At 71.9% G+C, this 14,254-nt stretch carries 10 protein-coding genes; 3 read left to right on the top strand and 7 right to left on the bottom strand.

Annotation, left to right across the window (positions count from 1 at the left end; translation table 11 throughout):
• Positions 1 to 33 precede the first annotated feature (33 nt).
• Both ACFWBB_RS22365 and ACFWBB_RS22360 read right to left on the bottom strand, forming a co-directional pair.
• Positions 34 to 1,287 carry an Ig-like domain-containing protein gene (locus ACFWBB_RS22365; RefSeq protein ID WP_385275161.1) on the bottom strand — a complete coding sequence of 418 codons (1,254 nt, stop codon included), beginning with the start codon at positions 1,285 to 1,287 and terminating at the stop codon, positions 34 to 36.
• Positions 1,288 to 1,456: 169 nt separating this feature from the next.
• Positions 1,457 to 2,707 (bottom strand): Ig-like domain-containing protein, encoded by a 1,251-nt coding sequence (locus ACFWBB_RS22360; RefSeq protein ID WP_385275158.1) that lies wholly within the window; start codon positions 2,705 to 2,707, stop codon positions 1,457 to 1,459.
• 152 nt (positions 2,708 to 2,859) lie between these two features.
• Here ACFWBB_RS22360 and glgX point away from each other — a divergent pair, with 152 nt between their 5' ends.
• A complete protein-coding gene (gene glgX / locus ACFWBB_RS22355; RefSeq protein ID WP_385275155.1) occupies positions 2,860 to 5,091 on the top strand; it encodes a glycogen debranching protein GlgX in 2,232 nt (743 codons plus the stop codon).
• Positions 5,092 to 5,157: 66 nt separating this feature from the next.
• On the opposite strand, the gene ACFWBB_RS22350 is transcribed toward glgX, so the two are convergent.
• The 4 genes from ACFWBB_RS22350 to ACFWBB_RS22335 are packed head-to-tail and all read right to left on the bottom strand — an operon-like array spanning position 5,158 to position 8,797.
• The gene (locus tag ACFWBB_RS22350; protein ID WP_385275152.1) at positions 5,158 to 5,823 is read right to left on the bottom strand and encodes a response regulator; all 666 of its coding nucleotides are present in this window, start codon (positions 5,821 to 5,823) and stop codon (positions 5,158 to 5,160) included.
• Positions 5,816 to 7,084: a sensor histidine kinase gene (locus ACFWBB_RS22345; RefSeq protein WP_385275149.1), complete on the bottom strand. Its 1,269-nt coding sequence runs from the start codon at positions 7,082 to 7,084 to the stop codon at positions 5,816 to 5,818. The genes ACFWBB_RS22350 and ACFWBB_RS22345 overlap by 8 nt, the downstream gene beginning before the upstream one ends.
• 25 nt (positions 7,085 to 7,109) lie before the next feature.
• The gene (locus tag ACFWBB_RS22340) at positions 7,110 to 7,844 is read right to left on the bottom strand and encodes an ABC transporter permease (RefSeq protein ID WP_385275146.1); all 735 of its coding nucleotides are present in this window, start codon (positions 7,842 to 7,844) and stop codon (positions 7,110 to 7,112) included.
• Positions 7,841 to 8,797, bottom strand: coding sequence for an ABC transporter ATP-binding protein (locus tag ACFWBB_RS22335; RefSeq protein WP_385275143.1), 957 nt, complete (start codon positions 8,795 to 8,797; stop codon positions 7,841 to 7,843). The genes ACFWBB_RS22340 and ACFWBB_RS22335 overlap by 4 nt, the downstream gene beginning before the upstream one ends.
• Before the next feature lie 182 nt (positions 8,798 to 8,979).
• On the opposite strand from ACFWBB_RS22335, the gene ACFWBB_RS22330 reads away from it, so the two are divergent.
• Positions 8,980 to 10,953 (top strand): ABC transporter ATP-binding protein, encoded by a 1,974-nt coding sequence (locus ACFWBB_RS22330; protein ID WP_385275140.1) that lies wholly within the window; start codon positions 8,980 to 8,982, stop codon positions 10,951 to 10,953.
• Positions 10,950 to 12,809: an ABC transporter ATP-binding protein gene (locus ACFWBB_RS22325; RefSeq protein WP_385275137.1), complete on the top strand. Its 1,860-nt coding sequence runs from the start codon at positions 10,950 to 10,952 to the stop codon at positions 12,807 to 12,809. Before ACFWBB_RS22330 ends, ACFWBB_RS22325 begins: the two co-directional genes overlap by 4 nt.
• Before the next feature lie 127 nt (positions 12,810 to 12,936).
• On the opposite strand, the gene ACFWBB_RS22320 is transcribed toward ACFWBB_RS22325, so the two are convergent.
• A complete protein-coding gene (locus ACFWBB_RS22320) occupies positions 12,937 to 14,157 on the bottom strand; it encodes a ricin-type beta-trefoil lectin domain protein (RefSeq protein ID WP_385275134.1) in 1,221 nt (406 codons plus the stop codon).
• Positions 14,158 to 14,254 lie beyond the last annotated feature (97 nt).

Genomic DNA, 14,254 nt, shown 5'->3' with positions numbered 1-14,254 from the left:
GCACCGGGCCCGTCGTCGGGCTCGAGGGGGTGGCTACTTCGTCCACTCCGCCCAGGGGATGTTCCAGCCGTTGAGGCCGTTGGCCGGGTTGACCGTCGGGTCGGTGGAGTTCTTCACGACCACCACGTCGCCGACCATCGAGTGGTTGAAGAACCACGCGGCCGAGACGGAGCTGTCGTAGCCGCCGCGCACGTCCCGCAGACCGATGCAGCCGTGGCTGGCGTTGTAGTTGCCGAAGGCGTCGCCGCCCCAGTAGTTGCCGTGCACGAAGGTGCCGGAGTCGGTCAGGCGGATGGCGTGCGGGACGTCCTTGATGTCGTACTCGCCGTCGTAGCCGACCGTGTCGCCGTTCATCCTGGTCACGGTGAACTTCTCGCTCATGACCATCTGGCCGTTCCAGGTGGCGTACCCGGGCTTGCCGGTGGTGACCGGGATGGTCTTGACGACCTTGCCCTCCTGCGTCACCTTCATCGTGTGCTTCTTGGCGTCCACGACGGACACCTGGTCGCGGCCGATGGTGAAGGTGAGGGTCTTGGCCTGCTTGCCGTAGACGCCCTTGCGGCCCTCGACGCCGTCGAGGTTCAGCTTCACCGTGACCTTGGTGCCGGCCTTCCAGTACTTCTCGGGCCGGAAGTCGAGGCGGTCGTTGCCGAACCAGTGGCCCTGGACGTCGACGGCCGGCACGGTCGTGACGGTGATGGCCTTCTTCACGTCGTCCGGGTGGGTGATGCCCCGGGTGAAGCGCACCGAGAACGGCATGCCGACGCCGACCGTGGAACCGTCCTCGGGCGTGAAGTTGCCGGTGAAGGTGTTCTGCGGGCTCAGCGTGGTGAAGGACGAGTCCTCGGCGGCCGTACGGCCCTCGGAGTCCTTCGCGACGGCGTGCACCTGGTACTTGGTGGACGCGGCCAGGTGAGTGGCCGGCGTCCAGCCGGCGCCGTCCGCGGAGATCGCGCCGGCGACCGCCGCGCCCGCGTCGTCCTTGACGACGACCTCGGTCAGTTTGCCCTTGGCTGCCGTCACCTTCAGGATGCCGCTGGTGTCGACGTCCTTGGCGCCGGTCTTCGGGGCGATGGTCACGACCGCCTCCGACTGCTTGCTCTCGGCGGCGGCCGAAGCGCCCTTGCCGTCGGAGCCCGCGTCCTTCGCGGACCCGGAGTCCGGGTCCCCGCCCCCGCCGCAGGCCGTGACGGCCAGCAGCAGCCCCCCGACGATCAGCGCCAGCCGCCTGTCACGGCCGCGTGAGCGTCCCCCAACCGACGCCCCCGATATCGGTCGCACGTTCAAAGTCGTTCTCCCCACTCCCCCGGGCCCTCCCCGGGCCCGCACCGCGACGCGTCCCCCGCGTTCGCCGCATATTAACCACATGGTCAACGGCCCGGACGGGACAGGATTGTCACCGTTCAGTCCCAACTTGGACCATGAGAACGCGGGGAAGGTTGCACCGAGGACGAGGTCAGTTCAGGGCGTCGCCGGCGATCCACTCCTTCCAGCCCAGGTTCCAGCCGCCGAGCCCGTTGTCCGGGGCGACCTGCTTGTCCTTGCTGTGGACGACCTCGATGACGTCCCCGACGAGCGAGCGGTCGAAGAACCAGCCCGCGGGCGTGTCCGAGGCGCCGCCCTTGACGTCCCTGAGGCCCACGCAACCGTGGCTCACGTTGGCCCTGCCGAAGACGTCCTCCGCCCAGTAGTTGCCGTGCAGGAAGGTGCCGGAGTTCGTCAGACGCATGGCGTGCGGCACGTCCGGGATGTCGTACTCGCCCTTGCCGTCGGCCTTCTTGAAACCGACCGTGGCGCCGTTCATCCGGGTCAGCTCGAGCATCTCGGTGACCACCATCTTGCCGTTGTAGGTGGTGTTCTTCGGCGCCCCGGCCGTGATCGGCACGGTGGCCAGCAGGTCACCGTCGCGGCGCACCTGCATGGTGTGTTTCGCCGCGTCCACCAGGGACACCTGGCTGCGCCCTACGGTGAAGGAGAACGACTTGTCCTGGAGCCCGTAGACCCCGGGCGCCCCCTCGACGTCCCGCAGTCCGAGGGTGACGGTGACCCGGGTGCCGGGCGCCCAGTACTCCTCGGGCCGGAAGTCGAGCCGGGTGTCGCCGAACCAGTGCGGCCGGACGTCCACCGCCGGTTCGGCCGTGACCCGGACGGCGCGCTGGACCGCGGCCCGGTTCTCGATCCCGCGGTTGAACTCCAGCGAGACGATCATCCCGGTGCCCACGGTGGAGCGGTTCTCGGGCGTGACGTAGCCGATGAAGCGTTCCTCGGGGACGTAGGTGGTGAAGGTGGTGTGCCGGGCCGAGCGGTTCCCGTCGCGGTCCAGGGCCACCGCGTCGACGGTGTAGCGGGCGGCGAGCCCGAGCCGGTCGTCGTCCGGCCGCCAGCTCAGGCCGTCCGCGGCGATCCTGCCCGGTACCGGGGTCTCCTGCGCGTCCTGCGACCTGACGACCTTCACCGACTCCAGCCGCCCGCCGGGCACCCGCACCCGCAGGCCCTGTTCGGGCCGCACGTCCTTCGTGCCGTCCTCCGGGACGACGCGGATGACCTCCTCGGGGGCCGGGGGTTTGCCGAGCACGCGGTCGAGACCGCTCCGGCTGTCCCCGCCGGAGCCGGTGCAACCGGCGGCCCCGGCCAGTAGTCCTGCCCATGTCAGTACGGCGGCCAATGCGACCCCCGCGCGCCGTGCGCGCCCATGTACGTGCCTCACACGGTGCCCAACGAGCGGGCATGCTCCGGGGAAACGTGAGTGCGAGGGCCGCTCTGGGCAGAAATGGGGGGAGGACGACGAGACGGGGAGCCGCGGCGGGACACCGTGCGCTCTTTTCCCACGTCGTCCCATGAGCCGCGGGAGGCTGAACGGTGTCCAGCGCAGCCGAGCAGGAGGCGGTGGCCGAGCGTGCCACGCCGGACACCGTCATGAACGGTGCGTCGCGCAAGGTGCCCGGCCCACCCGTGTGGCCGGGCGCGTCCACACCACTGGGCGCCCGGTTCCGGGTCGGCCCGGACGGGGTCGCGGGCACCAACTTCGCGCTGTGGGCGGGCGGGGCGGAGGCGGTCGAACTGTGCCTGTTCGACGAGAGGGGCCGGGAGACCCGCGCCCGGCTCACCGAACTCACGCACGAGATCTGGCACGGCTTCGTGCCGGGGATCATGCCGGGCCAGCGTTACGGCTACCGGGTGCACGGCCGCTGGGACCCGTGGACCGGCGGCCGCTGGAACCCGGCGAAACTGCTCCTGGACCCCTACGCCCGGGCGGTGGACGGCGAGTTCAGCCTGCCGCCGGAGGTCTACGGGCACGTCCGTGACTGGCCCCAGCAACAGGTCGCCGACACCGTGCGCGACGAACGGGACTCCGCGCCGCACGTCCCGAAGGGCGTCGTCGTGCACGATGACGACGACTGGGCCGACGACCGGCGTCCCAAGACGCCCTGGGCGGACTCGGTGATCTACGAGTTGCATGTGCGCGGCTTCACCCGGCTGCACCCGGGGATCCCGGAGGAACTGCGCGGCACCTACGCCGGTCTGGCGCACCCGGCGGCCGTGGAGCACCTGGTGAAGCTGGGCGTCACGGCGGTGGAGCTGCTGCCGGTCCACCAGTTCGCGCACGAGGACCATCTGTTGCGCAGGGGACTGAAGAACTACTGGGGCTACAACTCCATCGGCTACTTCGCCCCGCACGCCGCGTACGCCGCCGCCGGGACGACGGGCCAGCAGGTCGGCGAGTTCAAACGGATGGTGCGCGCCCTGCACGCGGCCGGGATCGAGGTGATCCTCGACGTCGTCTACAACCACACGGCGGAGGCCGGCGAGCTGGGGCCGACGCTGTCGCTGAAGGGCATCGACAACCGGGGCTACTACCGGGTGCAGTCGGACGCGCGCAGGTACGCCGACTACACGGGCTGCGGCAACACCCTGCACGTGGTCCAGCCGCATGTGCTGAGGCTGATCACCGACTCGCTGCGCTACTGGGTGACGGAGATGGGCGTCGACGGTTTCCGCTTCGACCTGGCGGCGGCGCTGGCCCGCTCCATGCACGACGTCGACATGCTGTCCCCGTTCCTCGCGGTGATCGCACAGGACCCGGTGCTGCGCCGGGTGAAACTGATCGCGGAGCCGTGGGACGTGGGGTCCGGGGGGTACCAGGTCGGTGCCTTCCCCCCGTTGTGGACGGAGTGGAACGACCGCTACCGCGACGCCGTACGGGACTTCTGGCGGCACGCGCTGCCGGACGTGCGGGAGATGGGCTACCGGCTGTCGGGGTCGAGCGATCTGTACGCGTGGGGCGGACGCCGGCCGTACGCGTCGGTCAACTTCGTCACCGCGCACGACGGTTTCACCCTGCGCGACCTGGTGTCGTACGACCGCAAGCACAACGAGGCCAACGGCGAGGGCAACCGGGACGGCACGAACGACAACCGTTCCTGGAACGGCGGGACCGAGGGCGACACGGCCGACGACCGCGTACTGGCGCTGCGGCGCCGGCAGTTGCGCAACCTGCTCACGACGCTGCTGCTGTCGACGGGCGTGCCGATGCTGGTCGCGGGCGACGAGCTCGGACGCACCCAGCGGGGCAACAACAACGCCTACTGCCAGGACAACGAGATCAGCTGGGTGGACTGGGGGCTGCTCGAGGAGCCGGGTTGGCGGGCCCTGTTCGACCTCACCGCCCGGCTGATCGCGCTGCGCCACCGCCATCCGGTGCTCCGCCGCCGCGCCTTCTTCTCCGGACGGGCGCACTCGGCGGACGGGCTGCGGGACCTCGCCTGGTTCACCGAGCGCGGCACGGAGATGACCGAGGGGGACTGGTACGCGCCCGCCGCGACCCTCGGGATGTACCTGTCCGGGCGGGACATCCCCGGCCGGGACGAGCGGGGCGCCCCGATCACCGACGACAGCTTCCTCGCCGTACTGCACGCCGGGGACCGGCCGGTGAGCTTCGTCCTGCCGGGGCCTCCGTGGGCGGAGCGGTACGAGGTGGTCGTCGACACGTCGAGGGAGGAACAGGCGCAGGCACCGGGAGTGACGCACCCGGCGGGGACGCCGGTGACGGTGCCGGGGCGGGCGGTCCTGCTGCTGCGGGTGGCGGGGTGAGGCAACGACGCGGCCGCCAACTCCCCTGCGGGTGCGCCGCACTCGGCCCGTCGGCGCAGGCCTCGGTCACCGCTCCGCCCGGCCCAGGATCCCCCGCTCGTACGCCACCGCCACCGCCGCAGCTCGGTCGCCGACGCCCAACTTGGCGTACAGATGGGTGAGATGGGTTTTCACGGTCGCCTCGCTGATGAACAGTTCGGAGGCGATCTCCCGGTTGGACGTGCCCCTTGCGACCAGGGTGAGGACCTCGCGTTCACGGGCGGAGAGGGGCTCGGCGGCGGACCGGGGGGCGCGGACGGCGCAGACCAGACGGGTCGCGACGGCGGGGGACAGGACCGTGCGGCCCTCCGCCGCCGCGCGGACCGCCGTGAACAGCTCGTCCCGCGGGGCGTCCTTCAGCAGATAACCCGTCGCACCCGCCTCGATCGCGGGCAGGGTGTCGGAGTCCGTGTCGTAGGTGGTCAGGACCAGGATCTTCGCCCGGGCCCGGCGGCGGGTCAGCTCACGGATGGCGTCCACCCCTGCGCCGCCCGGCATCCGGAGGTCCATCAAAATCACGTCCGGGTCGGCCGCGGCGGCGGCCGCCAGCGCCTCCACGCCGTTCGCCGCCTCGCCGACGACCGCGAAGCCGGGGGCGGACTCGAACATGCCGCGCAGGCCGTCCCGTACGACGGGGTGGTCGTCGACGATCAGCAGCGTGATCACAGGGGTGGTCAGGGATTCGTCACTCATGGCGGATCAACGGTACGTGAGCCGACAGCGCCGTGCCCCGGCCCGGGGCGGACTCGACGGTGAGGGTGCCCGCGACGCGTTCGGCGCGGGCCCGCATACCGTCCAGCCCGAAGCCGCCGGCCCGGGTGCGGCCGCTGCGGCGCACGGCGTCCGGGTCGAAGCCCCGCCCGTCGTCGCGGATGTCGAGGATGACCTCGTCTCCCAGGAAGGACAGGGTGACACCGACCCGGGTCGCGGCCGCGTGTCTGGACGCGTTGGAGAGTGCCTCCTGGGAGATGCGGAGCAGGGTGGCGGCGAGCTCGTCGTGGAGCTGCTCGGCGGGACCGGTGACCGTGAAGTCGGCGCGTACGGCGGTGCGTTCGGCCCACTCCGTCACCGTCTTCGCCAGGGCCTGCGGCAGTCCGTCGCTCGCCAGCGCCACCGGGGCCAGGTTGTGGACCGAGCGGCGGGCCTCGCCGAGGCTGTGCCGGGCCAGGCCGCAGGCGCGTTCGAGGTGGGTGCGGGCGATGTCGAGGTCGGGGGCGTTCGCGACGACCTGGAGCTGGGCGATGATGCCGGTCAGACCCTGGGCGATGGTGTCGTGGATCTCGGCCGCGAGGCGGCGCCGCTCGTCGGCGACCCCGGCCTCCCTCGCCTGGACGAGGAGCTGGGCGTGCAGCGCGGCGTTCTCGTCGAGGGCCTGCTGCAACGCCGTGTTGGTGCGCTCGAGTTCGGCGATGGTCTCGGTGCGCTCGCGGGACCGCTGCGCCTCCTGCTCGGTGATGTGCGCGATCACCATCTGCAGGCCGGAGTTGGCGACCAGGAGCCCGGCGAAGAGGATCCACTGGACGCCGCTCCGCAACGGCAGGCCGCCGGCCTGCGCACCGGCCACGGTGACCGCGCTCGCGAACAGTCCCAGCCGCCGCCACCTGCGCGGGAGCACCTCGTCGGCGTCCATGTAGCCGGTGGCGGCGTAGAACGCGAAGAACGGATCGATCCAGGTGAGGGCGAAGGCGAAGGCCCAGCGGACGATGTAGTACGCCGTCCCCGCCCGGGACGGGATCCGGCCGCGGCCGGCCCGGCGGGAACGGGTGCCCTGCCACCACAGCTGGAGGACGACGGCGGCGCCGACCAGGTCCCAGGCGGCGTACCACTCGACGGAACGGTCGATCTGGGAGGCGGAGGCGACCGCGAGGACGACACCGATGCCGAGCAGCCCGTACGGCCCCCAGGTGTGCAGTTGGTCCCAGCGCCGTTCGATCTGCCGGTCCGCGATGGTCATCTCCCCAGTCTGCACGGCCTCTCGCCTACTCCCAGCGGAACCAGCGGGCCGCGGCGCCCGTCAGCAGCAGGATCCACATCACCAGCACGCCCAGGTGGCCCCAGCCCGGCCAGTGACCGGCCGCCGCCTGGTCGAGGGCCCGGGCGGCCGCCCCGAAGGGGGTGCAGCCCACGACGCGGGCGAGGACGTCCGGCATGGCCTGCACCGGCACCCACACACCCGCGCAGAACATCGACGGGAAGAACACGGCGGAGCCGATCGCGCCCGCGATCTTCGTTGTGCGGGACAGGGCCGATACCACCGATCCGAGAGCCAGGGCGACCAGGACGGCCGTCAGCAGGGCGAGGGCATATCCGAAGGGCTGTTCCGGCAGCGGCACGTCGAAGCCGATCCGCCCGACGACGAGGACCAGCAGCGCCGACACCAGGGAGGCCCCGCCGTGCACCAGCATCTGCGCGGACAGCAGGGCCACCGGGCGCACCGGCGTGGCGGACATCCTGCGCAGGATGCCGCGTTCCCGGTAGCCGGTGAGGGTCTGCGGCATCGACTGCAGAGCGCCGACGATCAGGCCGAGCAGGACGGCCACCGGGACATAGGCGTCGACGGTGCGCAGCCCGCCGAGGTCGTCGTTCGGCTGCCGGAAGGACGGGATGGAGCCGAGGATCACCAGGAGGAGCGTCGGGAAGAGCAGGATCCAGAAGAGGGCGCCGGGTTCGCGCCGGAACAGGCGGATCTCGGTCTTCAGTACGGCGGTGCTCATGCCGCTGCCTCCTTCGTGACGACGTCCTTCGTGGCGTCCTTCGTGGCGTTGTTCGCCGTGTATTTCGTCAGGTCGAGGAACGCGTCGTCGAGCGTGGCGTCCAGGACACGGAGTTGGTGGGCCGTGATGTGGTGGCGGGCGAGGAGGGTGATGACGGCGTTGACGGTCTCGTCGGTGCCGGACAGCGTGATCCGGCCATCCTTGTGCGTGACGGAGGCGAGAGCGGGGAGGGCGTTCAGATCGCGGTCGTCCAGCGGGGCGGACGGCGTGAAGGTGATGACGGTGGCCCCCGCCGAGCGGCGGATCAGACCGGCCGGGGTGTCCAGGGCGGCGACCCGGCCCTTGTCGATCACCGCGATCCGGTCGCACAGCCGCTGGGCCTCCTCCATGAAATGGGTGACGAGAAGGACGGTGACGCCGTCGGCCCGGACGTCCTCGATCAGCTGCCAGGTGTCCCGGCGGGCGCGCGGGTCGAGGCCGGTGGTCAGCTCGTCCAGGACGACGATCCGCGGGTCGCCGATCAGGGCGAGCGCGATGAACAGGCGCTGCTTCTGGCCGCCGGAGAGTTTCGCGAACCGGGTCGCGAGCCTGGGCGTCAGGCCCAGGCGTTCGGCGAGCGGGCGCCAGTCCCGTGGTCCCGGGTAGAACGCGGCGTACAGCTCCAGGGCCTCGCGGACGGTCAGTTTCGCCTGGAGTTCGCTCTGCTGGAGCTGGGCGCCGAGCACGCGGGCGACCTGCTCGTGGCCGGCCACCGGGTCGAGACCGGTGACCCGGACCCGGCCCGCGTCTGGCACCCGCAGGCCCTCGACGCACTCGACGGTGGTGGTCTTGCCGGCGCCGTTCGGGCCGAGGATCCCGAAGATCTCGCCCTCCTCGACGGTGAAGGAGACGCCGTCGACGACCGTACGGCCGTCGTAGGACTTGCGCAGGTCGCTGACTTCGATGACGGGCATGGCACCAGCGTCGCGGGCGGCACCGGGCCCGCACATCGGCCGGCTCGCTCGAACGGCATCAGCCGATCGGTTGATGCCGGCCCTACGACCCGTCGAACACGCAGGTTGTAGGACCAGCGGCCGAGCCGGGTCCGGCCAAAACCCGGTGGGCGTTGTCACTGCCGGTCCGTAGGCTCGCGGTGATGTCCAGGACACGTGCAACCACCACCCCCGACCGTTCCGCCGTACGCTCCCTGCTGCGCCTGTGGCCGTACGTCCGTCCCGTGCGCGTACGGCTGTTCGCGGCCGCCTTCGTCGCCGTGCTCGCCTCCTGTACGGGGCTGGTCATCCCGCTCGTCCTGAAGTGGATGGTGGACGGCCCCGTGGCCGACCGGGACACGGGCGGGGTCTGGCTGGGCGCGTTCTGGCTGTTGCTGCTCGGCTTCGCGGAGGCGCTGCTGTTCGGGATGCGGCGCTGGCTGGTGGCGCGTCCGCTGTCGCACGTCGAGGCGGAGATGCGGGCGGAGCTGTACGCACGGCTCCAGCGGTTGCCGGTGGCGTTCCACGACCGGTGGCCCTCGGGGCAGTTGCTGTCCCGGGCGACGGCCGATCTGGGGCTCGTGCGGATGTTCCTCGCCTTTCCGCTGACGTTCCTGCTGGTCAACTCGGTGACGATCGTCCTCGGCGTCGCCATCATGCTGTTCCAGGACTGGACGCTCGGTCTGGTCATCCTCGGGCCGGCCGTTCCCGTCGTCGTCATGTGCGTGCTCTTCGAGCACCGGTACGCGGTCGTGGCGCGGCGCGCCCAGGACCAGGTCGGTGATCTGACGACGGTGGTCGAGGAGAGCGTCCTCGGGATCCGGATCATCAAGGGCTTCGGCCGGCACCGCACCCAGGCGCGGGCCTTCCGGGAGCTGTCGGGGACGCTGCGCGGCACGGAGCTGCGCAAGGCGCGGCTGCTGGCCACGATCTGGGCCGTCATCGTGACGCTCCCGGAGCTGGCGATCGGGGCGGCGCTGGTGCTCGGCGTGGTGCAGGTGGCGGACGGCGAGCTGTCCGCGGGCACCCTGGTCGCCTTCCTGTCCACCGCGCTCGCGCTGCGCTGGCCGGTGGACTCGATCGGGTTCCTGCTGGCGATGAGCCAGGAGGCGGCGACGGCGACGGAGCGGTACTTCGAGGTGATGGACGAGGCGCCGGAGGAACCCGGCGGTCACGCCGGGTCGGCCGAGTCGGCCGGGCGGGCCGGGTCGGCCGACGGCGACCACCGGTCCGACGACGAACCGCGATGCGACGGCAGCCCCCGGCCCGATGACAGCTCCCGGTCCGATGACAGCTCCCGGTCCGGGCGCAGCCCCCGGTCCGACGGCGGTCCGCGGTCCCACGGCGGTCTGCGGTTCGACGGCGTCACCTTCCGCTATCCCGACGCCTCCCCCGACTCCCCGCCCACCCTCGACGGCGTCGACCTGCACATCCGGTCCGGCGAGTCCCTGGCGCTGGTCGGGGCGACCGGCAGCGGGAAGACCACGCTCACGGCCCTCGTCCCCCGGCTGCACGAGGTGACCGCCGGCCGCATCACCCTCGACGGCGAGGACATCACCGCGCTCTCCCGCGAGGAGCTGCGCGCCCGGGTCGCCGTCGCCTTCGAGGAGCCGACGCTCTTCTCCGCGAGCGTCGGGGAGAACGTCCTCATGGGGGCGGCGGACAGCGCGGGCGCGGTCGAGCTGGACCGGGCGCTGGGCGTGGCGCAGGCCGAGTTCGTGCACGCTCTGCCGCAGGGCGTCGAGACACAGGTCGGCGAGCAGGGACTCAGTCTCTCCGGCGGACAGCGGCAACGCCTCGCGCTGGCCAGAGCCGTCGTCGGGCAGCCCAGGTTCCTCGTCCTCGACGACCCGCTCTCGGCGCTGGACGTGCACACCGAGGCCGCCGTGGAGGCCGCGCTGCGGCAGGTCCTCGCCGACACCACCGCGCTGATCGTGGCGCACCGCCCGTCGACGGTGCTCCTCGCCGACCGTGTCGCCCTGCTGTCCGGCGGACGGATCACCGCCGTGGGCACCCACCACGAACTGCTGCGCACCAACGCCGAGTACGCCCACCTCATGTCCGGAGAGAACTCCGCGGACCGGCCCGAAGCGCACGTCGGCGCCCGGTTCGCGGAACAGGAGGCCGACCGCCGATGACCGCCCCCACCACCGCCTCCCCGGTCGCCGACGACGACCCCGAGGTCCCCCCGCGGACCGCCGCCGAAGACCCCTTCGACAAGGACGTCCTGCCCACCCCGCCCGGCGCCACGGGCGCGCTCCTGCGTTCCCTGCTGGAGCCCATGCGAGCGCGCGTCGCCTTCACCTCGCTCCTGCTGCTGCTCCAGCAGGCCGCCGTGCAGGCGGGCCCGCTGCTGGTGGCGTACGCCATCGACCGCGCCGTACCGGCGTTCCGGGCCGACGACCACGGGCCGCTGGTCGCGGTGGGCGTCGGCTATCTGCTGTGCGCGCTGGCCTCCGGCGGACTGCAGTACGCGTTCCTGATCGCCTCCGCCCGCGTCAACCAGGACGTGCTGCTCGACCTGCGCGGCCGGATCTTCCGGCACGCGCAGGCGCTGAGCCTCGACTTCCACGAGCGCTACACCTCGGGCCGGCTGATCTCCCGCTCCACCAGCGACGTGGAGGCCCTGCGCGAACTCCTCGACGAGGGCCTGCAGGAACTCGTGACGGTCGTGCTGTCCTTCCTCTTCATCTCCACGATGCTGCTCTGGCTGGACCTGGGGCTGGGCGCCGTCGCGGTGGCCTCCTTCGTGCCGCTGTACCTCCTCGTACGGGTCTACCGACGGCGCGCGGGCCGGGTGTACACCGCCCGCTCCACCGCGATCGCGGCCGTGATCGTGAAGTTCGTGGAGACGATGAACGGCATCCGGCCGGTGCGCGCGTTCCGCCGCGAGGCCGTCAACGACGCCGGATTCCGGGTCCTGAACCGGCGGCACGAGCGGAGGAACGGCGACGCCCTGCTGGAGATGGCCCGGTACGTCGTCGGATCGCGGCTGGTCGCCAACACGGCGGTCGCGGTGATCGTGCTGTGGGGCGCGATGCGGGTCGCCGACGACTCGCTGGAACTGGGTGTACTGGCGGCGGCCGTGCTGTATCTGCGGCGGCTGTACGACCCGATCGACCGGCTGGGCATGTTCCTCAACTCCTACCAGTCGGCTGCCGCCTCGCTGGAGAAGATCGCGGGGCTGCTCGCGCAGGAACCGTCCGTTCCGGAGCCGTCCGCGCCGAAGGAACTACCGCCGCTGGACGGCGAGCTGCCGGGCCGCGAGGTCGTCTTCGACGGGGTCTCCTTCGGCTACCGCACAGGTGGCGAGGTCCTCCCCCGTTTCGACCTGACTCTTCCCGCCGGGCAGACCGTCGCCGTGGTCGGCTCGACCGGCGCGGGCAAGTCCACGCTGGCCAAGCTGCTCGCCCGCTTCTACGACCCGTCCGTGGGGCAGGTCCTGCTGGACGGGGTCGAGCTGCGCGAGCTGGCCGGGCCCGAACTGCGGCGCGGTGTGGTCATGGTGACGCAGGAGGCGTTCCTGTTCTCGGGCACGGTCGCCGAGAACATCGCCATCGGGCGGCCGGACGCCGGCCGGGAGGAGATCGAGCGGGCGGCGAAGGCGATCGGCGCGCACGAGTTCATCAGCGCCCTGCCCGACGGCTACGACACCGACGTACGCAAGCGCGGTGGCCGTATCTCCGCCGGACAACGCCAACTGGTCGCTTTCGCACGGGCGCTGCTCGCCGACCCGGCGGTGCTGATCCTCGACGAGGCGACCAGCTCGCTCGACGTCCCGGGCGAGCGGGCCGTACAGGCGGCGATGGCGACGGTGCTGAAGGGCCGTACGGCGGTGGTGATCGCGCACCGGCTGTCGACCGTGGAGATCGCCGACCGGGTCCTGGTCATGGAACACGGGCGGATCGTCGAGGACGGCAGCCCGGCCGCGCTGATCGCGGGCACCGGCCGGTTCGCGGACCTGCACCGGGCCTGGCGGGACAGTCTGGCCTGACCGTCCACTGTGTCAGGGCCCGTGTACCGATGTGCGACGTCGGCCGGTGACGCGCAGCGAGTGCGCGAACCCAGGACGGGTGCGCATGCGTCACACCGACGCGACGGCGGCCCGGCGCGAGCCGGCCTCAGCCCTTGCCCCACTTCTGGTTGCCGTGTCCATTACATTCCCACAACTGCAAGCGGGTGCCATCGGCGGTCTGCCCGTCCTTCACGTCAACGCACTTGTCGGCCTGCGGATTGACCAGGTCATGCGCCGAGTTCAGCCGAAACTGCTGGGCGGGGTTTCCACTGCAGGTGGCCAGCTGGATCTTGGCACCGTTGGCGGTCGAGCCCCAGGCGACATCCATGCACAGGCCCATGGACCGTACGGTCCCGTCGCTCATGAAACGCCACAGCTGCTGTGGCGGTCCCTGGCAGTCCCAGATCTGCAGCGGTGTGCCGTCGCCCCCGGCGCCGGTGACGTCTATGCAACGGCCTGAGGCGTAGCTGCGGATGGAGACACTCGGGACACTGGCGGAGCCGGCGCCCGAGACCGGCTTGGCCGTACTGCCCGAGGTCGTCCTGCCCGGCTGTGTCGTCTTGCCCGGCTGCGTCGTCCTGCCCGGCGTCGTCGTCCTGCCCGGCCGCGCCGGGTCGGTCACCGGCTTCTTGCTGGCCGACGACGCGTCGCCGCCCCCGGCCGCGGCCCCTGCGGACCCCACGCTGCCGGGATCCGTAACCTTTCCGGACGCTCCGGCGGTCGGGTGCCCGGAGGCTCTTCCGCCCGAGCCCGGCGCGGCGGAGCCACCGCCCCGCGATGGCGGCGCCGAACCGATGGCGCCGAACGTGCTTCCGTCCCCAGCGGTTCCCAGCAGAGTGCCGGGGGTCGCACCGGCCGGAGCCGCACGGTCGTCGCCGCGGTCACCGGTCACCAGGAACGGCACGGTTATCAGCAGTACCCCCACGATGGCTGCTCCGGCCAGGAGACTCTTGTGGGGCCGCCCGGGTGCGGCAATCGCGGCTGCTTCGGCCATTGCGCCGGGTTCCTCGCCGGCCTCGTCCGCCTCGGCGTCGGCCGCGGTGGAGGCTTCCTCGTCCGCACCGGCCTCGCGGGTGGACTCCGTGCGCCCTGCCGCTTCCGGTTCCCGAAGAGCGCCAAAGACCCCTGCGGCCGGTGCCGGATCAGGAGCCTCCCGTGCCGCGCGCCCGGCGGCGGTCGGAAGTGCAGTGGCATCCCGGCCGGCCGGGGTGGCCGATGCGCCCCCGACCTCGGTGCTTTCGGTGGTTTCGGTGGCCGCGGCGTCCGGCGCCGCTTCCGCCGACTCGGCCTGGGGGCTCTGGCGGCCCGGAGCCTGTGGGGAGGTCATGGTGTCCTTTCCTCGGTGCGATGGGGGTCGTACGGATGCTGTTCCGGCCGATCGGCGTCGGTCTTCCCGACGCGTCCGGGATGGCATCGGGGCCGGT

The sequence above is a fragment of the Streptomyces sp. NPDC060000 genome, from assembly GCF_042737375.1.
GTDB lineage: Bacteria > Actinomycetota > Actinomycetes > Streptomycetales > Streptomycetaceae > Streptomyces.
Note: the sequence above shows the minus strand (reverse complement) of the source record. Positions and strands in the feature narration are given on the sequence as shown.